The following is a 20710-nucleotide window of genomic DNA, read 5'->3' as shown; positions in this document are numbered from 1 at the left end:
CCCCTGCGTGATCGGTGCCGAATACATCACTGCTTTCGTGACACTTTTCGTCATCATCGATCCGATCGGGCTGGCCCCGGTCTTCATCGCACTGACCTTGGGCGAAAGCCATCGCGCGCGACTGCGCATCGCCCTGCGCGCCCTCATCATAGCCGCCGTGCTGCTGACCTTGTTCGGCATTTTCGGTGACAAGATCCTCGCCGGGATCGGCATCTCCATGCCCGCATTCCGCATCGCGGGCGGGGTGCTGCTGTTCCTCACCGCGCTCGACATGCTGTTCGAACGCCGCACCAAACGCCGCGAGGCGCAGGGCGAGGAGCACGAGGCCGACCCCGAAACAGACCCTTCCGTATTCCCTCTGGCGACCCCGCTTCTCGCCGGGCCCGGCGCGATGGCGACGATGATCCTGCTGGCCGGCCGCGAGGGCGGCGACTGGCTGCATGTCGTGGTCATCATCGCGATGATGCTGCTGGTGCTTTGCTGCGTCTTCGTGATGTTCCTGCTCGCCACGCCGATCGAGCGCGCGCTGGGTCGCACCGGCACGATGGTGGTCACCCGGCTTCTGGGGATGCTGCTGGCGGCGCTGGCGATCCAGTTCATCCTCGACGGGCTGCATGGCGCGGGGCTGATGGGCGGGGGCCCGGTAAGCTGAGGCAATCCGCCCTCTGGGAAAGCCGCGCAGGCGATCCTATCTGAATGAGGTTGGTAGGGGTAACGAGGATCATGGTCGAGACGATCATCAGCGAGAATTGGGGACGGCTGGTCTATCTGAGCCTCCTGCTCGTCGCCGTGGGCGGGTATTTCCTGCTGGAAATCCGCCGCCGTCCGGGTCGCACGCTGCAACAGGCCGCGATCTGGGGGCTTATCTTTCTCGGCACGCTCGCCGCCGTGGGGCTTTGGACCGACATCCAGCGACAGGTCTCGATCCCCGATCAGGCCGTGATGCGCGATGGGCGGATCGAAGTACCGCAAGCGCCCGACGGGCATTACTACCTCACCGCCGAGGTCAACGGCACGCCGATCCGCTTCGTCGTCGATACCGGCGCGAGCCAGATCGTCCTGACCCAGCGCGCCGCCGAACGCGCGGGCATCAAGACCGCCGATCTCGCCTATATCGGGCAGGCGCGCACAGCCAACGGCATCGTCGCGACCGCGCCGGTGCGGCTGGAGCGCTTCGATTTGGGCCCGATCCACGACAGCAACCTGCGCGCCGTGGTCAATCGCGGATCGATGGACACGTCATTGCTGGGGATGACCTACCTCACCCGCTTCGCGAAAGTGGAATTCGCGCGGGGCACGCTGATCCTCGAACGCTAAGCGGACCCGGCCCTCAATCGCCGTGATCGTGCCTTTTTTGCGCCTCAATCTTTGTCGAGGGTCCCAAGGTGGCCGCCGTTCAAGCTCGGCTATCCAGGCTTCGTTACGAGGAAAACGCCCATGGTTGCCTTCGACACCCTCGCGCTTGCGATCATCACCGTCGCCGTCATCCGCGAAGCCTATCTCCGTCTGCGCCCGATGATGCGCTCTGCCGAAGCAGAGCGCGGCTAAGCTAGCCTTTCACCAGAACCGCGAGATCGGCCACATTCGTGCCGGTCGCCCCCGTCATCAGCAGCGCATCCGCCGCCTGCAGGACGTGATAGCTGTCATTGCGGGCGAGCGCCGCGTCGCAATCGACGCCAGCCGCCCGCGCCGCCGCGCAGGTCCCCGGCCCCACCAGACCGCCCGCCGCATCCGTCGGCCCATCGCGGCCATCGGTACCGCCCGACAGGAAGCGCCAATCACCCTCGAGACCCGCCGCCTCCGCGGCACAAGCCACCCGCAGCGCGAGTTCCTGATTGCGACCGCCCAGCCCGTCACCCTTGATCGTCACGGTGGTCTCCCCGCCCATGACCAAAGCGCCTGAGGGCATATCGCGCAGCAGAGCCACGATCTGCGGCGCAAGGTCGGCCACGTCCCCGTCGAGCGCGAAGGGCGCGGCCTCGGCTCCGGCCGACACCATCGCCGCGACCGACAGCCCGTTCGCCCCGATCAGACGGTTGCGCGCCGCAGGCAGAGCTGGCTCCGCGCCGGAGGCTTCCAGATGCGCCCGCACAGGCGCGGGCAAAGCGTCCCAAATCCCGAGATCACGGCACAGCCGCGCTGCCCCGGCCCGCGTGCCGATCGGCTCGACAGTCGGCCCCGAGGCGATGACGCGCAGATCATCGCCCGGCACATCTGAAAGGATCAGCCCCGTCACGGGGGCCGCGCAGGCCAACAGCCAGCCGCCGCCCTTGAGCTGCGACAGCTGCTGGCGGATCAGGTTCATCTGCGTGATATCGGCCCCGCAACCGAGGAGAAGTCGGCTGACCTCGGCTTTGTCCGACAGGCTCAGCCCCTCTGCTGGTGCGACCGCGAGCGCGGAGCCGCCACCGGAAATCAGCGCCAGAACGCGATCCTCCGGGCCACAGGCTTGCAGGCACTCGAGGATCGCGCGCCCGGCCCGTTCACTGCCCTCCCCCGGCACAGGGTGATCGCCCGCGATCAGCGTGACACCCGCACGAGGCGTGGCCGCTTCGGCATTCTCGGGATTGGTCACGACGAGCGCTTGCGCATCTTCGGGCAAAGCCTCCAGCGCCGCAGCACTCATAGCCAGCGCCGCCTTGCCGAGCGCGACCACCTGCCAGCGCCCGCCCGGCCCCGGCGGGGTCTCCATCGCCCATCCCATCGCGCGGGACACACCCGCCGCTGGATCGGCCGCCTTCACTCCGATATCGAACAGCTCGCGTGCGCGTGCATCCAGATCCATGCCCTCTCCCTTCGCTTTTGCCCAACTATGCCCGGGGGGCGCCGGGGTGCAAGTGCGCCAGGCGAAGGCAGTCCTCGCGGTGGCGCAGAAACGAAAAGACGCCCGCGGGGAGCGCGGGCGTCGAAACACGATCAGGCGGAAGGGCCCTGTCGGTTTAAGTGAGCGGGAGCCGAGGCCCCCGCCCGGGGAGGGTCTTAGCCACCTTGGCTTTCGATATAGGCGAGCACCGCCTTGACGTCTTCGGGGTCCTTCAGGCCGGCGAAGGACATCCGGTTCTTCGGAATGTAGCCCTTCGGGTCGGCGAGATATTCCTCGACCGTCTGTTCGGTCCAGATCAGACCGTCTTCACCGTGCTGCTTCATCGCGCTCGAGTATTTGAACCCATCAGCCGTCCCGGCCTGACGACCGATCAGGTTGTTGAGCACCGGGCCGACGCGGTTCTTCGCATCTTCGCCGACTTGGTGGCAGGCCTTGCACTTCTTGAAGACCTTCTCGCCAGCCTCGACAAGCGCCGGATCGGCAGAGAGCGTCTCCTTCGGCTCGGAGGTGGTTTTCTCCACCTGCGCCGCCGCCGGAGCGTCCTGCGCCATCGCCTCGGCCGCGTCGCTCTGGGTAGCGTCGCCTGCGACGACGACGTCGGCCGGAGCGCTATCGTCCGCAGCCGCCGTATCTTCGCCGCCGCCTTGGTTGGGCGTCACGTCGAGCACGGTGGCTTTCTTGGTGATGTGCACGTCGGTCTTACAGTCGCTCATGCAAGCGGCTTCCGAAAACTTCGGCACTTCGACCTCGTCGCGGTTATCCACGATGAACCCGTCCGCGTTCGGCATCTCCACGTCGAGGAAGTTATCCTTCGTGAGGACGAAATCGTCTTCCACGAGGTAGTTCGAGTAGAGAATGTAGGCGACGATGGCATAGGTCTCGTCGACGGTCAGCGTCTGCGCGTTGCCGAACGGCATCGAGCGGTGCGCATAGTCCCAGACGGTGGACAGGTAGGGCCAGTAGGAACCGACGGTTTTCACCGGATCCTTGTTGGCCAGCGTCCCTTCGCCCCCGGCCAGTTTCGGCCAGTTGTCGACGCCCTCGGCGAAGTCGCCATGGCAGACCGCGCAGTTGTCGGCGAAGATCTTTTCACCGTCGGCGACCGAACCCGAGCCTTCGGGAAGGTTCTTGCCATCGGGGAAGACCTCGACGGTCCAGGCGTTGATTTCCTCGGGCAGCGCTTCGCGTCCCAGACCGAATTTCTCGGCCAGGGCGGGCGTCGCGACGAGCGGAGCGGCCAGAAGCGTGGCCAGCAGCAGATTACGACGACACTTCGACATTCTCGGACTCCCCGTTTTCCTTGACCCACCAGGTCTGGATACCGTTGTTGTGATAGACCGAATTCTCCCCGCGGATCGCGCGCAGCGCGTCCTTGGTCGGCTGAACGTAGCCGGTGGAATCGGTAGCGCGGGACTGCAGGAGCATTTCCGAACCGTCCCAGTCGATCTCGAGATAGAAGCGCGAGACCGCCTTGTCGGCGCCCGGCTCGGCCAAACGGGCCTCTTGCCAGTTCGCGCCGCCGTCGAGCGAAACGTCGACCTTGGTGATGTGACCGCGACCCGACCAGGCCATGCCGGTGATGACCAGCGGACCCTTGCCGTGCTTGATCGGCATCTGCGGGCTGGGCGAGGTGACGACCGATTTGGCGTCCATGACCCAGGTCCACTTGCGCGACGTGCCGTCGGCGAGCGTGTCGGTGTATTTCGAGGTTTCTTCGCGCGACTGCACGGCCTCGTCGGTGACTTCGAGACGACGCAGCCACTTCACCCACATGTTGCCTTCGAAACCCGGAACCACGAGGCGCACCGGATAACCGTGCTCCTTGCGCAGCGCCTCGCCATTGGCCTTGATGGCTACGAGACAGTCGTCGAGCGCTTTCTCCAGCGGGATCGAGCGGCCGTTCGAGGACGCGTCGGCGCCTTCGGCATAGACCCACTTGTCCTTGATCTGGTCGCCGAGATTGGTGATCCCCGCTTCTTCGAGCAGCGTCCGCAGCGGGATGCCCGAATATTGCATGTTGTGGATCATGCCCTGGGTGAACTGCGCGCCATTGAGCTGCGCACCGGCCCATTCCATGCCCGAGTTCGCGGCGCATTCGAGGAAGTAGGTGCGGTTCACACGCGGGAAACGCTCCAGATCCTCGTAGGTGAAGACCAGCGGCTTGTCGACGAGGCCGTTGATCATCAGACGGTAGTCTTCCTTCTTCAGTTCGATCGCGCCCGAATGGTGACGCTCGAAGGCGCAGCCGGTGGGCGTGATCGTGCCGTCGAGGGCGTGGATCGGCGTAAAGTTGATCGACGAGATCACGTCCGCGGTCAGCCAGCCGACATTGCGGCGGATGACGTCATCTTCGAATTCGATCGGCAGGCCGTAGGGGGTGGCATCGACGCCGTCGCCCCAGCCCGAAGCCCAAGGCTGAACTTCGGTGATCAACGGATCGGGTTGCTGTTCTGCGCGCGCGGCACCAGCCCCTGCGGCCATCGCACCGACCGCAGCCCCTGCGCGGAGGAATCCGCGGCGGCTGAGGGCGGCATTGGTGGCCGGGTTGCCCTGGCGTTCCTTGTCGTCCATGTGTTTTCCTCCAGTCTCTAACCCCCTGCGGGGCGTAATCATCGACGGGCGGGACCGGCTCAGATGCCGGTCACGACCACCGAGTCATTCGGTTTCAAGTCAACGGTTTTGATCTTGCGCAGGTGATCGGCGATCACGTCCCAGATCTGCGGCCCTTCGGTACCTTCGTTGACCGAGGCCCAGCCCGTCACGACATAGTTGCGTGCCGGGTCGATATCGGAGCCGTCCTTCAGCAGCGTCATGTTGGAAATCCGCTCGCCGATCGGCTTCGAAACGTCGATGTGGTAGCCCATGCCACCCACTCGAACCATGTCCCCGCCCTGCTGGTAGTAGGGGTCGGAGTTGAAGATGTTGTCGGCCACGTCCTCGAGGATGGTCTTGATCATCTCGCCCGACATTTCGGAGCGATAGTTCTCGCCATAGGTCATCGAAGTGGCGTTGAGCACGTCTTCCATGGTGATTTTCTGACCGGGGATCAGCGACGGTCCCCAGCGCACGCCCGGGCTCATCGCGATCTCGGCGTCACGCTCTTCGAGCATCGCCTCGCAGATCAGGTCGTCCCAGGTGCCGTTGAAGTTGCCGCGGCGATAGAGCAGCGAGTTGGTCTCGCCCACGACTTCCTCGAGTTCGGCCTTGTAGGGCTCGCGATGGCCCATGATGACGTCGGTCATCTCCTTGTCGGGCTCGATCACGTCGGAGAAGATCGGGATCAGCTTGTGGCGGAAGCCCATCATCTTGCCGTCGCGCACGTCGAGATCGACGCGGGAGACGAATTTGCCGTTCGAGCCCGAGGCGATCAGGATCGTCTCGCCTACGAGGATCGGCTCCGGAACGGCGTCGTGGGTGTGACCGGTGAGGATCACGTCGATGCCCTTCACGCGGCTCGCCATCTTGTGGTCCACGTCGAAGCCGTTATGCGACAGGCAGACGACCAGATCGACGCCCTTCGCACGAACCTCGTCGACCATCGCCTGCATACGCTCTTCGCGGATGCCGAAGGAGTAGTCGGGGAACATCCAGCCGGGGTTCGCGATCGGCATGTAGGGGAAGGCCTGACCGATGACCGCGATCTGCGTGCCGTTGCGCTCGAAGATCTTGTAGGGCTCGTAGGCGGGCTCGTCCCATTCGGCGTCGAAGATATTCGCACCGAGGAAGGGGAAGGGAAGGCCGTCGACGATCTCGTTCACCCGGTCCTGGCCATAGGTCCATTCCCAGTGCGAGGTCATCGCTTCGACGCCGAGCTTGTTCATGATGTCGACCATGTTCTGGCCCTTGGTCTTCAGCGCGACCATCGAACCGTGCCAGGTGTCGCCGCCATCGAGGATCAGCGCGTCGGGGCGTTCGGCCTTGATCGCCTTCACGACGGTCGCCACACGGTCCATCCCACCCATCTTGCCGTAGCTCTTGGCGAGATCGGTGAAGTTCTCGTAGGTCAGCGCATATGCGTCGGGCGTGTTCGGCTCGATGTTGAACATCTTGAGGAAATCCGCGCCGGTCACATGCGGCGGACGTCCCTTCGCCTCACCCACGCCGAGGTTGATTTCCGGCTCGCGGAAATAGATCGGCATCGCTTGCGCGTGGATGTCGGTGATGTGGATCAGCGTGACATTGCCCAGCGGCTCGAACTGCAGGAGCTGGTCTTGGGTAATCGACTGCTGCGCCATGGCGCGCGACCAGCGCGACAGGCCCGAAGCACCGAGGATGGTCGAGGCGGCCAAGCTCGCCTGAAGAAATTCCCGCCGGGATATCATGCGATGTGTCTCCTTCTTCTCACCGGGCCAGTGCGCCCGGCGGTCGTTTCATTCGGGTAAATAGACAAACGAATTCAGACAGATATGAAATTTTGAATATGTTGAAACGAAACGCGCGGGACAGGGAGGCCCTGCCCCGCGCATCAATTCACAGGTCAGGGACGGACGCCGCCACCCTCGATGTCGAGACCCAGGCCGCGCGAAGCGACGTAGAGCTCGAGATTACGGAACTCGTCCGAACCGGGGCTGTAGGTTTCCGCGCGCGTGTCGCGGATGCAGCCCTTGAAGCGGTTGTGGATCGACACGACGCCCGCGTTCTTCAGACGGTAGGTCGGGAAGCCCTGGATCTGGCCTTGGCTAAGATGGTCAGCGCGGATGTAGTTGCCGTAGTTCTCTTCGTGGCACGACGCGCAGGACAGCTCGAGCTGGCCATAGCGGGTGTAGTACATCTCCTTGCCTTTCTCCCAGAAAGGCTTGGCCTCGCCGTCGATCTTGACCGCGACCGGCATGCCACGCGACTCGACCGCGATCGCGGTGGTCATGTTGTGCATCGGAGCGCTGTCCCAACCCCAAGCTTCGGCGCCCATGCGGTTGGTGCGGCAATCGTTGATGTAATCCTCGACCGACCACAGCTTGCCGGCTTCGTTCACCTTAGGCATCGAGGCGCGCACGCCCTTCATGCCTTCGCTGATGTCGCCGTGGCAATCCGCGCAGGATTTGCCCTCGGAGCCGTCGGCGGTCGACCAGGTTTCCTGGCCCTGCTCGGCAAAGATCATGATCGGGTTGTCGAAGTCGTCCTGTTCCATCGCGCGGGTCTCGTCCGTGCGGAAGAGCCAGCCGGAATAGACCTCGTCGAGATGCCCTTTGAGGTGATCGGCGGCGGGCGCCTTCACCGTGATCGGGGTGTCGCCGTTGATGACGAGCTCGTCATCCGCCATTTCGGCGTGCAGCGCCGCGGTGCTGAGCGCGAAGGCTGCAGTGGCGGCAAGGATGGTGCGGCTGGTGCGCAACGTCATATTCTGTGTCCTCCCTGGGTGTGCCCCGCGCCCATCGATCTCCCCAAACAGGCGCGGTTCTCTGTTCTTGGTGAGGCGGCGCGCTCCCTCACGCGCCGCTGGCCGTTCGGCCGATCAGCTCACTTCGATCTTCTGGCTGTCTTCGTAGGTCGAACCGTCATCATCGTACCAAGTGAACTTGAACTCACCCGATTCCGGGACTTTCGCCTCGAATTCGATGTAGGGGTTCGTCGAGATCGCCGGCTCGAGGGTGACGTCGATGACGTTCTCGCCGTTGAAGTCGCAGGTGAAGCGATTGATGATCTCGCGCGGGATGACGTTGCCATCCTTGTCCTTGCGCTGACCCGATTCCATCGGGTGCGAGATCAGGGTCTTGATGGTGATCGTGTCACCGGCCGAAGCTTTTTTCGGCACTTTTACGCGGGGTCTCACGCCTTTCATGGTCTTGTCTCCTCAGATACCGAAAAAATTAGCCGCCGCAGCCGCCGATGGTGACCTTCACGGTCGATTTCGCCTGGACGTAGCTACCGTCGGCCATCTTGGCGACAGCGATGACGTCCTGGGTCTTCGAGAGGCGAATCCGGGTCGAGGCCATCTGCGAGCCGGCCAGCGGACCGAACTTGAAGGTCACGACGTCGGGCGTCGGGTTGCCGGGCGCGAAGACCGCGATCTCGGTTGCGCCGGGCGCATCGACGGAGATCGGAACGGTATTCCCGTTCTCGGCGATTTCCGGCGCGGTCAGGGTGACGCCGTCACCCATTGCGGCATCTGCGCCGCCGGTGAACTTGGCGATGGCGTCAGCACCGGCATCGGCCAGCGCGGGCAGCGGCAGCATGGAAGCGGCAACGCCGCCCATCGCCAGCGCCAGCGCGTCACGTCTGGTCATGGTCATGTTGTATCTTCTCCTCTCGGGTTTGTCGTTCAGAGGGTCACTCGTCCTTGAGGGTCATCAAGAAAGCGACCACATCCTCAACCTGTTGTGCATTCAAGATCGGCGGCAGATCGGCAGGCGCAGCCTTGCCGGTGTACCCGTCGCCGGGGCGAATGAAGGGACCGGTTTTGTACATCGCCGGCATTACCGTGCCTTCGAAGGTGTGCTTGGCGTCGACGACGATGCCGCGCAGCTGCGACTCGTCCCAACGGTCGCCCGCGCCGTTCAGCTCCGGGCCGACATTACCTTGGAACGACGCGTCGAGCGCCGAGACCTTATGGCAGGCCACGCAGTTGCCCAGCGACTTGGTCGCCGCGACTTCTGCGCCCTTTGCGGGATCGCCCGGCTGACCGGTCAGCGACTCGGTCACCGCGCCCACATCGGTGAATTTGACATCCATCGGCGCGGTTTCTGCGATCGCGGCGCTGGCTGCGAAGGTGGCGGCCATTGCGGCCCACGCAACGTGGCGTTTCATAGAAGTCCTCCCAAATTCTCTCCCTGACTCACTTTTAAGCGAGCGCGTCACAGCGGCGCAATGGATAAATTCAAAAATCCGCATATTTTCCAATATGTTCTCCGGAACATATCGGCGCATACCGCAGCATACCCAAGATTTCTTAAGCGAAATCAGAAATATTCGCGGGCGCAGCACGAATGCTGCGCCCGCGAGCAAGAGATCACGACTCTGTCAGATTCGCGAAACTCGCGATCACTTCGCCATAACTTTGTCGGCAACGTACTTCTGAAAATTCACGCCACTCTCGTAGCCGTGAGTCTTTACCCACTCGAGCAAGGCCATCGTCGTACCCTTGCCGAAAGCGCCCGGCATCTGTGCAACGGCCTGCTTGTTGGCAGGCTGATCGGAGGCCTCTTCGGGGAAGAACATCATGGTCGGCGTGAACATCACGCCCCACTTCATCGCCATCTCTTTTTCGGGCAGAGCCTCGCCGTCGAAATCGGTCACTTCAACATCGCCGAACAGGTTCATCTGCACGACATAGTAGTTGTCGGTGATGTATTGCGCGATTTCGGGATCGGAGAAGACCTCCTCGTGCATCTTCTTGCAGTAGAGGCAGCCGCGCTGCTCCCAGATGACCATGAAGCGCTTGCCCTCGTCATTGGCCGTTGCGAGATCGTCCGACATGTCCTTGAACGTGTCGTGGAACCACGGCTCCTTGTGCAGCCCGTCATCGCCCATCTCGGCGGCGTGACCCGGCAGGGCCAACATCGCCGCGGTGAAAGCGGCAGTCAGAAAATGACGCATGATCGTCCTCCCTTGAAACAGATCCTCAGCCAAGACTCCCGCTCGGCATGACGTCGATCAGAAACTCACCAATGTAGCGCAGCCCCCCGGTCACGATGAGAACCGCGAACAGGATCAGCATAACCCCCATCGCCTTCTCGACATAGCCGAGCTTGGCGCGGTGCTTTGCCATGAGCGCGAGGAAGGGCCGCGTGAAGAAGGCCGCGATGATGAAGGGCAAGGTCATCCCGATCCCGTAGGCAAAAAGCAGCAGCCCGCCCTTCGATATATCCCCCATCCCCGACGCCACCATAAGGATGGCGGCGAGCGCCGGGCCCACACAGGGCGTCCAGCCGAAGCCGAAGGCGAGCCCCATCACGTAAGCGCCAAGGAAGGTCGTCGGATCGGTCTTCGCCTCCATCCGGGCCTCGCGATAGAGGAATGGGATCCGGATCACGCCGAGGAAATGCAGACCGAAGACGAGAAGGATCGCGGCTGCCACCCAGCTCAGCGGTCCCATCCATTCGCGGAACGCGGCCCCGAGCGCAGTGGCTCCCATCCCCATCAGCACGAAGATCGTGGTCACGCCCAACGCGAAAGCGACCGAAGAGGCGACCATCCGCGCCTGCGCACCGGGGGCGATCTTGCCGTCACCGCGCAGCTCCGACATCGACAGCCCGGCCATGTAGGACAGGTAGAACGGCACCATCGGCAAGATGCACGGCGTCAGAAAAGACAGCAGGCCGGCAAAAAACGCCCCGCCATAGGTAATATCGATCGGCACTGTTTCCTCCCTCGTGACGCGCCCTAGCCTATATGGCCTCGGTCTCCCAACCGTCCTTGAAGGGGGCCGTCAAACACATTACGATCTTTATATGTAAAAAGGGGTCCGTCAATGTTCCGCATTGTTTGGCATACGATTTCCATGGCTGCGGCGCTGGCGATTTCGCTGAGCGCGACGGGCCACGCCTCATGGGCCGACGCCGCGGGGGCCGACGCCACGTCGCAATCCGCCGAGACGACGACCGATGTCGGCTCCGCGACCGAAGAAGCCAAGGCCGAGAGCGAGTTTCGCCTCCTGATGGTCGAGCAGGTCGGCTGCGTCTATTGCCGCATGTGGAACAACGACCTCGCGCCGATCTACCCCAAGACCCCCGAGGGCAAGACCGCGCCCCTGCAGCGGGTCGATCTGCACAAGCCCTTCCCTGACGACATCACGATCACCGGGGGCAAACCGCTCTTCACACCGACCTTCATCCTGCTGCAGGACGGGGTCGAAGTCGCCCGCATCGAAGGCTATGCGAGCGAGGACTTCTTCTGGGGGCTGCTGGATCAGGCCCTGAAAAAGAATGGCGCGGACTATCAGCCCCCCTCAAACTGAGGTTTGATGTGCGTGCTTTTGGCCCGCCCCGTGCGGGTTTTTGTTCTCTCGGGCTTTGTTCCGGCGAATCGTCATGCTAAAGCCTGAAACATTCGATTAATACGGTCGCGCTGCGCGCGGCTCCAAGGAAGGACGATGCGGTGCGGCATCTGGTGCCTGACGGTCATGCCGAAAAGCTTGCCTCTGCCACGGCCGAGTCGAGATGTGCCCGCATGGATGCAGAAGAGCTACTCGATCGCGCACAAGACGCCTCCAACCTCATGAAGGCGCTCGCCCATGAGGGACGGCTGATGATCCTGTGCCATCTCAGTTCGGGCGAGAAATCGGTGACCGAGCTGGAAAACCTGCTGGAATCGCGCCAGGCCGCGGTCAGCCAGCAATTGGCGCGGCTGCGTCTCGAGGGGCTCGTCAGCGCGCGCCGCGAAGGCAAGGCGATCTACTACACGCTCTCGGACCCGCGCGCGCGCCGCCTTGTCGAAACGATTTACGATATGTTCTGCGCCACCGACGGAACGCGGTGAGCCATGAGACCGGACGCTGAGTGATCCGGGGGGAGAAGGGCAATGGAACAGATTCCGATGGGCGCCATGGCGGCCCTGGTCGGGGCGCTCGGCGGTGTGATTCTCGGCCTCGCCGCGCGTCTGGGCGATTTCTGCACCCTCGGCGCACTGGAAAGCGCCGCCTATGGCGATGACCAGAGGCGTCTGCGCCTCTGGGGCGTGGTGCTGGGTGTCGCGATCTCCGGCGCCTTCCTAGCCGAGGCTCTGGGTTATGCCGACATCACCCACAGCTTCTATCAAACGATCAAGTGGTCGCCCTTGGCCTCGATCGTGGGCGGGCTGGTCTTCGGCTACGGCATGGCGCTCGCCGGAAATTGCGGCTTCGGGGCGCTGGTGCGTTTCGGCGGCGGCGACCTGCGCTCGATGGTGATCGTCGTCGTGATGGGGATTTTCGCCTTCGTGACGCTGTCCGGCCCCCTCGCGCATCTGCGCCTGCTGATCTTCGACCAGCAGGCCGCCACCTCCCCTCAAGGCATCGCGCATTGGCTCTCGGCGCGGACCGGGCTGCCGCCGCTGACCTTCGCCCTGCCCGTCGCCGCAGGCTTCCTCGCATGGGCGCTGAACTATCAGCCGCTGCGCGCAGACAAACGCAGGCTCGCCTGGGGCGTGGCTGCGGGCCTTGCCGTGGTCTGGTGCTTCGTCGGCACCTCCTACCTCTTCAGAGAGAGCATGGGCGCGACAGGCGTCGAGGCCCCCTCCTTCACCGCCCCGCTTGGGCGCACGATCCTGTATTTCATGACCTCCACCGCGGGAGGGCTCACCTTCTCCGTCGGGCTCGTCGCGGGCGTTCTCGGCGGGGCCTTCCTCGGCTCGGCCATTCGCGGCCTCTTCAAATGGGAAGCCTGCGAAGATCCCCGCGAACTGGGCCGTCAGGTCAGCGGCGCCGCCCTGATGGGCATCGGCGGCACGATCGCCGTCGGATGCTCCATCGGCCAGGGGGTAAGCGCGATGGCCGTGCTCGCCTTCTCCGCGCCCGTCACGCTGGCCTCCATCGTGATCGGCGGGTTGATCGGCCTGCGCCAGTTGATCCACGGCTTCCAGCCCGAATAGGCCGGAGCCGCACGTCCCCCTCCCGTTTTTGGCTTGGCCGAAATGCCCCGGGGGTGAGGCGCGGACGCGTCGAGGGGGCAGCGCCCCCAATTTGACCGTTATTTGCTGCCTCTCGCGGAATACGTCGGTGAGCACTTTCGGCTGTCCTGCTGCAGAAAGTAAATCGCCGAGATCTATCGAGATCTCGGCGTTCATACGACTTCCGTCATTTGGGTCGGGTAGCAGCGTCACCCTCCCTATCAGCGCTGATAAGTGCTCGTTTGCGAGATGCACCCAGTTAGGATCGCTCAGCGTCTCTTCGAGTCCACAGAGAACCTGCTCAAGGGCCCGAGGGGCGCTCTCGACGAGAGGTGCCGTCGGCTTTCCGGTGCTGAGGCGAGAGATTTCTTCGGTCAATTTCAGCTGCTGTGCCTCGAGTTCGTTCATACGCGCCTTTAGTTGGGCAAACGGTGCTCCTTCCTCCAACGAGCGGACGAGTGTGCGCAAGCCCTTCTCTGTTCGCGCCAGTGCAGCACGTTTAGCGGTTAGCTCCGCATCTGGCGGGTTTTTGCGAAGCTCCTGAATCTCTTGCTTCAATGCGGCGTCGAACGCCTTGGAAAGGCTTTCCGAAGCGAGCGGTGCCCGGAGCGCCGCAAAGACGCGCGCTTCGATCTCTTCGCGCTTGATGTACGATCGGTTCCGGCAGGCTCCCTTGATGTTCTCAGCGCAGCCGTACGCCTCTTTCGACCGCATGACGAAACTCCGCCCACAGCAGCCGCATTTGAGCAGCCCGCTCAGGAGGTATTTCTTACGCCGTGCACCCTCCGGATTATTGCGAGTGGTGACTTTGCGTCGGGTTTTCGCGGCGCGCGCCTGTACTGTTTCCCAGAGATCATCAGGGATGATCCTGAGCGCCGGGATCTCGATTTCTTCAACCCGATCGGGCGTCGCTTCGATGATGCTCGCTTCTGTCTCGGGATGGACCCGCTTCGTCGTACGAAACATCAGCACGCGCCCGGTGTAGATCGGGTTGTGCAGAATTCCCTCTTGGCGCGCGAGGTTGCCGCGGATCGTCCGGGGTTCCCAGGTGCCGCCGCGCGGCGCGGGGATACCCTCGGCATTCAGCCTCCGCGCGATAGAGAGCGCGGACTGCCCGTCGGCGAACGTCTGAAAAATCCGACGCACTATCGTAGCCTGCACGGGATCGACCTCTCGGTTATGGCCGCCAGCACCCTCTGATTTCCGGTAGCCGTAAGGGCGCATATGGAACGTCCCGCGCTTGAGCGCCGCTTGCATACCGCGCTTCGTATGAATGCTCACGTTGTGCGAATATTCGCGCGCGCCCCAAGCCGTAAGCATGACCGACATGAAGTTCTGGGGGCCCTCGGCCAATGAGTGCAGTTCAACGTTTGCGAAGCTCATCAGATCGAAGACTTGCAGCGCGTGGGTCACATTCCGTGTAAGCCGGTCGATCGCTTCGACGACGACGACATCGACTGCGTTCCGTCGGATCGCTTCGCGCAGCTCCAGAAGACCGGGGCGCTGGCCGAGGCGCCCGGATATTTCCGAGTCCGAAAAGCGCTGTGTCACGGTCCAGCCCTGTCTCTGCACAAACCGCTCCGCCATGTCGAACTGATCGTCGATCGAGGTCGGTTTTTGAAGTTTCGAGCTGTACCGTGCATAGACTGCGACCCGTTTAGTCATCGTCGTTTACTCCTGAATTCGGCCCGGACCCGGAGCTGCATTCTCATTTGCCGCGTGCAGACGATGCGCTTCGACGCGTGCGAGGAAGCGGACGAATAGCTCCGCCGATACGATCTGCGAGAGGTCAACTGATGCGGGGGTGTCACCGTTGTCGTTCGCTGCGAAGCGGGTGGTGAAATCGCGGGGGTGAAAGGACATTTTTCGCTCCAGAAAATTTATTCTGGATTCAATATTCGTTCGACCAGTTGGAGCGACTCCATCAAGGCCGAAGAAAATTTTTAGCCCCTTGTTTTTATTAGGCTTTCAGATTTCATGTGAAATTCTTCTTCAGCAGATGGCCGAGGTTGACTGGCCTTGAGAGGAAAGTCGGGCGCGCCGGTACCGGTTGAGTTTGGAGCATATGCGGAAAGGATTTGTTGGCGCGCCCGGGCGGGGTACCACCGCCATCTCTTCGACGCCGTTCGGCGTCATATTTCAATCATGCGGCGCGCTGGATGCTGGTCACGCGCTCGGCGCCGAAAGCTACGGCCATGCTATAGGAGGCATTGATTGCGTCCCGCAGTCGACGCATCGCGCTGTCGAATTCGCGTGCAAATCGTTCTTCGGGTTCAATCCTTGCGAGGTGGCGCAGGATCTCCGCGCCCGCTTCGCGAAATTCCTCACCAAAGACGTCGCCCTTGACCACAAGTCGCTCGCAAAAATCCCGATCGCACTCTGCGCCCCGGAGCGCGTCAGCTGGCAGCGCATCGAGAGCGTCGATTGCCTCGCGTGCCAGCGTGTTCACATCGTCAATCAGGCTCGGTTGCTGAAACATCGGACATCCTCTCATAGCTGAACTGCAGGCGCTGCGGCCCTCATCGAGGGGCCGCAGCGGTTGCGGTTCAGCCGATCCCATTAGGATCATTCTGCGCGACTGCGAAATCAGGCATCGCAGCGCATCTCGCCAAGCGCATCGAGCGCTTTTTGCGCCCAGAATGCCTGTCCATCGAGTTGCGTGCGGATCCCTCTCAGATCGGTCGCGACGGCGCGCATCGCGAGATGCGGCGGGGCCTCTTCGACGGAAAACCGCGGTCCGAGCCGCATGTATCCGTCTTCGAGAAATGCCCAATCGAGCTCTTCATCGAGCGCGATGAGAGCTCGCGTGATCAGCGTTCGGGTGCGGCCGTTTGCTTCCGTCAATCGTCCGATCAGCGAAATGTCTTCGAAACCGGTGAAGAGCAACCAGTCGTCGAGAAGCGGCGCATTCTCGAGATCTTTCGGCGACGGCTTCGCGGTCGCTCCGTGAACGACGTTTGCGAGCACAACACGCTCTTTGCGAAGCTCTTCGGGGGTGAGTTCAGACGGGTGTTTATCGTGAGTCATGTATTACCTTTCGAAGAAATTGGGGACAGGCAGGGCTGCAAGATCCGTCCGCCTCGGTGAGAAGGCGGACGGACGCTGCAGCCCCGATCGGGGGCGCGCCTTAGGGTTGGATGAGAGGTTTCGGGCGGTAGATCGCGACACGCGGTCTCAGCCGAGACCGGACTTCACGCGGTGCGGTTGCGAGCATCGTCTGGACCGCCTCGAATTGTTCGCGCTGCGCGGGACCGAGGCGCCCGATGCGGGCGTTGCGCTCGAACAGGTCGGACCCCGTCGCGATGAAGAGCCGATGCGAGGCGCGGAACATCGTCGGGCGATAGAGCCCGCAAGCGGCAGCTTGATCGTCATCAGCAATGACGATGTCATCTTCCCGCAGCAGCCGGCCCTCCGGGCTGACACCGGGCGCGACGATGTTCATCGGTGTATCGCCGATCAACCCGCGCGAGAGGAGCAAGCAAGGACGCGTGCCAGGCGGGATATCGAACTCGCCGTCGCGCCTGCGATCGGAGCCATAAGGGAAGCGCATGAGGAAGATATCGCCCGGTTTGAGCTGGCCGCCCGGAAGCAGCCGAAGGTATCGGTCGTGGAGCATGAGTGCCTCGTGTCGTTGATAAGAAGAACGACGCGCGGAACCTCACCAACAAACCCCGATACGCGGCCTCGGGGCGTGGCTTGATTGCGTGCGTCAAAGACGCTGCACGCAAGCAAGACATGCGCCGAGGCCGCTTCCCTCATATGTGCAATCAATCGCCCGCCTGCGGGCAAGATTGCGCGGGTGCCGGGGAGAGCGTCGAGAGGGGTGACATCCCTCTCGACCCGCCGGAGGCGCCGGGAGAGTTCGGAGAGGGCGGCGAGCGCCTCTTCGATCTGTCGGAAGGACGCCGAGAGGGTCCGGGGAGATTGGCGAAGGTCTCCCCGGTCCGCCGGACGGCGCCTTAGGGTGCAGGGAAAGTGGCGAACGATCCCTGCCCTGGGGGTTTGGGGGATGTGGAGCTTCCCCCATGCGGCGCGCAGCGGCGCCGGGGGGGTGTCCAGAGGGGGGCTACGCCTCACTTTGGCCGACACGTATTCGAAGCCCTGCGAGAATACGTATAGTCGGACCCTATAGCCTGTTGTTACAGCGCCCGCGGCACGCGGCGGCGCGCGCGTTTTTTGATCCCTCTCGATTGTCCCTAATTCCCCCGCATCCATCAACCGGGCGCGAGAAAATCGGGATGCAGGGTTACCAATTCGGACATGTCGAAACGTGGTCGCAGCAGGGAGCGACGAGGTCCAGTGGCAAGGTCGGCCGCGTGCGTAAAAACGGCCAGCGCGCGTGGCGTGCAGAGCAGGTTCTCGACGAAGCCGAGCGTGCGGAGGGGAGTTGTGATCATGTGCTCCGCCCGGACCGGACACCGCGGATCATTCCCGGCTCGTGTGGGTCTTTCGACGAGCTTCGCGCTGCACATGAGCAGGCCACGAATGTCACGCAAAGCTTTCCGTATACGGATCCGAAAACCGGCTCGAAGACGACGCGCAAGCGCAAGCTCCGGAAAGATGCGCACACGCTTTATTCGAGTGTGTTCTCGCTTCCGATCACGAGCGCGGAAGCGCGCGCTGATCCGGCTTTGATGAGCGAGTGCCGCGCCGTCTTCGACGCGTTCGTCGCCTTCGAGAAGGATCGGATCGAAGCTGCGGGTGGGGAGTTTGCGCTCGCTGTTATTCACACTGATGAAGCGCAGATGCACATTCATCTCTTCGCGCTCGATCGGGAGCGAGGATCGGTCATTGATTTGCATCCGGGACGCGCGGCTTTTGAAGACAGCAGACGGCATCTGCGAGCCTGCGGGCGCGAGCGGTCGTTATCGAAAGAAGCGGGCGACAAGCTCTACAAAGAAGCGATGAGAGAGTGGCAGGACGATCTCTATGAGGCTGTCTCGCGCCATGCGGGATTGCTGAGATTCGGTCCCCGGCGCGAGCGGCTGTCTCGCGCAGAATACCGTAGCCGCATGGCGGCCCGTGAACAGAACGCAACGGATGAGATGCGGGCGGCGGAGGCTCGGAAAGCACGCGAGGCGGCGGAAGGTCTCAAACGTGCCGCTGACGACCTTTTCGAACTCGGCAATGAACAACTCGCGGAGATTGCAGAGGCGCGAGCCGCGGTCAACGAAGAGAAGGAGCGCGACGAAATTTTGCGCCGAGAAAACGCGTCTCAGGCGGAAGCGAATGCGGCGCGCGCACGCGAACTCGATGCCCAAGAACAGAGCCTGCGGGATGCGCGCGAAGATTTCGTCGCTCAGAAAAAAGAGATAGCGGAGAAAGAGAAGATGGCGGATCGAAAATATCGATCTGCGGATGCCGTTCTCGCGACAGCGGACCTGCTCAAACCAGGAGAATATACACCAGATCAGGTGGCTGAAATGCTGAAGGACGCGCCGTTGCAGGCGAACGAAGACGTTCGTGCGAAACTGGTCCGTATGAGACGCGCGCCCCATGCAGCGGTGCGCATGGCAGAGATGTTCGGCGCAGCGCTGACGCGTCTAAAAACGATCGCCCAGTCCGAGGCCGAGGCCTCCGTCGAGTGTGAGCGCCGTGAGCTCGCTGATGGCCTCGACGCCGTGGCCCGCGTGACCGAATTTGCGGCGCAACTGATCGCGCGTTTCGTGCCGCCAGCGAGCCGTGAAAACGAACACGGCAAACTCAGAAAACTGCTCATGAACGTCGCGCGGGTCAAAACACGAAACGAGCGAAGAAAGCGGGACGACAAGGACCGGGGCGGCGATGAGCGGTGAGTGCCGCACCGGCCGTCGCGATCTTCAAGCTTCGGGAGTGTCGTCGCGGTCGAAACCGGAATTGTTCTCGCGCTTTGAGCCCCGACCCGGGGTCGGCTGCGTGATCTCTGCACGCAGGCTTTCGAGCAATGCAGCACGTTCAGCGAGGCGGCCGTTGAGCGCGGAGATCTCGCGATCTGCCGTCTCGAGCCGACACTCGAGAGTACGGATCTGCTTCTCCGCGCCGTCGGCACGGTGGCGCTCGGTATCAAGCGCTTCCTCAAGATCATCGATTACGTCTTCCAGATCTGCGAGTTCCGCACGCTGGCTCGCTTCGCGTTTACCCTGCAAAGTGCGGAGTGCCTCAATCTCGGAATTTGCGATCTCGCACGCGGCTTTCCAAGCCGCCTGCGCGAGGCGATCGGTCGCATCGCTCACAGTCTCCGGCATCTCGGGCAGTGCCGCAAGAGCGGTCTGTTCTTCTCGGATACGCTGGATCACTCGCTTCGCGACCGGATTGAGATCGCGCATCGAACCGCCGAGGGTTGCGAGCAAATTACGCCGGCTGGGAAAGTGTCCGTCGTGTTCGGACACGTAATGCCGAACAGCGCGTTCGACCTCGATCTCGAAATCAGGTTTCATATCGGCAGGGGCGACAGTCTTCATGCTTCATCTCCTGGTAACAGGTAACAGTGGTAACGCCGTTACCGAGAGCTCCCGGCCCGACGCGAAAGCAAAGATTGGCCTCAGCGAGAAAGCACGAAGGGGATTTCTTTTGCGCCTTTGTTTGCAATCGCGTAGGGCGTGCGGATTAGGTCGGTTGGCAGGTCGCCGTGGTGTGGATAGAGCAACAGAACATCGCGTCACCGCAATCGCGTCCCTTAGGGCCCTTGACCTGCCACTGAACTTTCATCCAGCCGCGACCGGAGCCCGGTTGGTGTTTACGCCGATCGGCGCAGGTTGAGCAATCGCCCGACGCGCGGAGCTATCATCTCGCGCAGCGGGGCGGGCGATTGCGGAGGTCAGGGCCCGCGCGTAGTCAGCCGGTGTCTGGTAGTCCAAGGCCGAGTGCGGGCGTTCGGTATTGTAGTCGGCAGCCCAGGCGGCGATCACGATCCGCGCGTGGGCCAGGTTTCGGAACATGGTCTCGTTGAGCAGCTCGTCCCGCATCCGCCCGTTGAAGCTCTCCACGAAGCCGTTCTGCATCGGCTTGCCCGGGGCGATGTAGTGCCACTCGATCCGGTGCGCGGTAGCGAAGGTTAAGATTGCGTTACTGGTCAGTTCGGTGCCGTTGTCAGAGACGATCATCCCCGGCTTTCCGCGGCGCTCGATCAGGGCAGTCAGTTCACGAGCCACACGGCGCCCCGAGATCGAGGTGTCGGGGATCGCCGCGAGGCACTCCCGGGTGACATCGTCGACCACGTTGAGCACCCGGAAACGCTGACCGTTGGCGAACTGGTCGTGAACGAAATCCAACGACCATCGCGCATTGGGCCGCGCCTCGACCAGGATCGGGGCTCGCGTTCCGACAGCCTTGCGCCGTGCCTTTCGTTTGCGCACCGTCAGGCCTTCTTCGCGGTAGAGCCGGTAG

At 62.9% G+C, this 20710-nt stretch carries 22 protein-coding genes and 1 pseudogene; 6 read left to right on the top strand and 17 right to left on the bottom strand.

Annotated features, from left to right (window positions below; all coding sequences use genetic code 11):
* Positions 1–7 precede the first annotated feature (7 nt).
* Together DEM26_RS14140 and DEM26_RS14135 are read left to right on the top strand one after the other, a co-directional pair.
* A complete protein-coding gene (locus tag DEM26_RS14140) occupies positions 8–652 on the top strand; it encodes a MarC family protein (RefSeq protein ID WP_088724853.1) in 645 nt (214 codons plus the stop codon).
* Positions 653–723: 71 nt separating this feature from the next.
* Complete coding sequence (locus DEM26_RS14135; RefSeq protein WP_109172673.1) at positions 724–1317, top strand: retropepsin-like aspartic protease family protein; 594 nt, start codon at positions 724–726, stop codon at positions 1315–1317.
* 232 nt (positions 1318–1549) lie between these two features.
* On the opposite strand, the gene DEM26_RS14130 is transcribed toward DEM26_RS14135, so the two are convergent.
* The 10 genes from DEM26_RS14130 to DEM26_RS14085 form a co-directional block, all read right to left on the bottom strand.
* A complete protein-coding gene (locus tag DEM26_RS14130) occupies positions 1550–2785 on the bottom strand; it encodes a glycerate kinase type-2 family protein (RefSeq protein WP_109172672.1) in 1236 nt (411 codons plus the stop codon).
* Positions 2786–2979: 194 nt separating this feature from the next.
* Complete coding sequence (locus DEM26_RS14125) at positions 2980–4104, bottom strand: c-type cytochrome (protein WP_075775679.1); 1125 nt, start codon at positions 4102–4104, stop codon at positions 2980–2982.
* Positions 4085–5395 (bottom strand): sulfite dehydrogenase, encoded by a 1311-nt coding sequence (gene soxC, locus DEM26_RS14120; protein WP_075775680.1) that lies wholly within the window; start codon positions 5393–5395, stop codon positions 4085–4087. The genes DEM26_RS14125 and soxC overlap by 20 nt, the downstream gene beginning before the upstream one ends.
* 59 nt (positions 5396–5454) lie before the next feature.
* Complete coding sequence (gene soxB, locus DEM26_RS14115; protein ID WP_088720165.1) at positions 5455–7146, bottom strand: thiosulfohydrolase SoxB; 1692 nt, start codon at positions 7144–7146, stop codon at positions 5455–5457.
* Positions 7147–7301: 155 nt separating this feature from the next.
* Positions 7302–8162 carry a sulfur oxidation c-type cytochrome SoxA gene (soxA, locus tag DEM26_RS14110; protein ID WP_088720164.1) on the bottom strand — a complete coding sequence of 287 codons (861 nt, stop codon included), beginning with the start codon at positions 8160–8162 and terminating at the stop codon, positions 7302–7304.
* Between the two features lie 114 nt (positions 8163–8276).
* A complete protein-coding gene (gene soxZ, locus DEM26_RS14105; protein WP_075775683.1) occupies positions 8277–8603 on the bottom strand; it encodes a thiosulfate oxidation carrier complex protein SoxZ in 327 nt (108 codons plus the stop codon).
* 28 nt (positions 8604–8631) lie between these two features.
* The gene (gene soxY, locus DEM26_RS14100) at positions 8632–9054 is read right to left on the bottom strand and encodes a thiosulfate oxidation carrier protein SoxY (RefSeq protein WP_075775684.1); all 423 of its coding nucleotides are present in this window, start codon (positions 9052–9054) and stop codon (positions 8632–8634) included.
* Positions 9055–9091: 37 nt separating this feature from the next.
* Positions 9092–9568: a sulfur oxidation c-type cytochrome SoxX gene (soxX, locus tag DEM26_RS14095; RefSeq protein ID WP_075775685.1), complete on the bottom strand. Its 477-nt coding sequence runs from the start codon at positions 9566–9568 to the stop codon at positions 9092–9094.
* Between the two features lie 234 nt (positions 9569–9802).
* Complete coding sequence (locus tag DEM26_RS14090) at positions 9803–10357, bottom strand: thioredoxin family protein (protein ID WP_075775686.1); 555 nt, start codon at positions 10355–10357, stop codon at positions 9803–9805.
* A 25-nt stretch (positions 10358–10382) separates the two neighbouring features.
* On the bottom strand, positions 10383–11120 hold the full coding sequence (locus DEM26_RS14085) for a cytochrome c biogenesis CcdA family protein (RefSeq protein WP_233243118.1): 738 nt from the start codon (positions 11118–11120) through the stop codon (positions 10383–10385).
* Positions 11121–11231: 111 nt separating this feature from the next.
* Here DEM26_RS14085 and DEM26_RS20690 point away from each other — a divergent pair, with 111 nt between their 5' ends.
* The 3 genes from DEM26_RS20690 to DEM26_RS14070 all read left to right on the top strand — a co-directional run bounded on the left by DEM26_RS20690 (position 11232) and on the right by DEM26_RS14070 (position 13327).
* A complete protein-coding gene (locus DEM26_RS20690) occupies positions 11232–11717 on the top strand; it encodes a hypothetical protein (protein ID WP_233243116.1) in 486 nt (161 codons plus the stop codon).
* Between the two features lie 212 nt (positions 11718–11929).
* Positions 11930–12238, top strand: a complete 309-nt coding sequence (locus tag DEM26_RS14075; protein WP_075775687.1) for an ArsR/SmtB family transcription factor — start codon at positions 11930–11932, stop codon at positions 12236–12238.
* A gap of 42 nt (positions 12239–12280) precedes the next feature.
* Positions 12281–13327, top strand: coding sequence for a YeeE/YedE family protein (locus DEM26_RS14070; RefSeq protein WP_109172671.1), 1047 nt, complete (start codon positions 12281–12283; stop codon positions 13325–13327).
* 681 nt (positions 13328–14008) lie between these two features.
* Here the strand turns inward: DEM26_RS14070 and DEM26_RS20885 are convergent.
* The 5 genes and pseudogenes from DEM26_RS20885 to DEM26_RS14045 all read right to left on the bottom strand — a co-directional run.
* Positions 14009–15010, bottom strand: a pseudogene (locus tag DEM26_RS20885) (recombinase family protein); the annotation flags it as partial.
* A 6-nt stretch (positions 15011–15016) separates the two neighbouring features.
* Positions 15017–15208, bottom strand: a complete 192-nt coding sequence (locus DEM26_RS20215; RefSeq protein WP_146194465.1) for a hypothetical protein — start codon at positions 15206–15208, stop codon at positions 15017–15019.
* 280 nt (positions 15209–15488) lie between these two features.
* A complete protein-coding gene (locus DEM26_RS14055) occupies positions 15489–15824 on the bottom strand; it encodes a hypothetical protein (RefSeq protein WP_109172670.1) in 336 nt (111 codons plus the stop codon).
* Between the two features lie 107 nt (positions 15825–15931).
* Positions 15932–16372, bottom strand: coding sequence for a hypothetical protein (locus tag DEM26_RS14050; RefSeq protein ID WP_109172669.1), 441 nt, complete (start codon positions 16370–16372; stop codon positions 15932–15934).
* Positions 16373–16472: 100 nt separating this feature from the next.
* On the bottom strand, positions 16473–16961 hold the full coding sequence (locus DEM26_RS14045) for a hypothetical protein (RefSeq protein WP_109172668.1): 489 nt from the start codon (positions 16959–16961) through the stop codon (positions 16473–16475).
* Between the two features lie 622 nt (positions 16962–17583).
* Here DEM26_RS14045 and DEM26_RS14040 point away from each other — a divergent pair.
* Entirely contained in the window at positions 17584–19140 is a 1557-nt protein-coding gene (locus DEM26_RS14040) for a hypothetical protein (RefSeq protein ID WP_109172667.1), read from the top strand.
* A 24-nt stretch (positions 19141–19164) separates the two neighbouring features.
* On the opposite strand, the gene DEM26_RS14035 is transcribed toward DEM26_RS14040, so the two are convergent.
* Positions 19165–19785 (bottom strand): DNA-binding protein, encoded by a 621-nt coding sequence (locus DEM26_RS14035; RefSeq protein WP_109172666.1) that lies wholly within the window; start codon positions 19783–19785, stop codon positions 19165–19167.
* A 243-nt stretch (positions 19786–20028) separates the two neighbouring features.
* Positions 20029–20710 (bottom strand): IS3 family transposase (locus DEM26_RS14030; protein WP_109172665.1); only part of this gene is annotated, 682 nt, incomplete at its 5' end.

The organism is Thioclava sp. NG1 (assembly GCF_003122275.1).
GTDB lineage: Bacteria > Pseudomonadota > Alphaproteobacteria > Rhodobacterales > Rhodobacteraceae > Thioclava > Thioclava nitratireducens.
The sequence above is the reverse complement of the archived record's forward strand: the minus strand, read 5'-3'. Positions and strand labels throughout refer to the sequence as shown.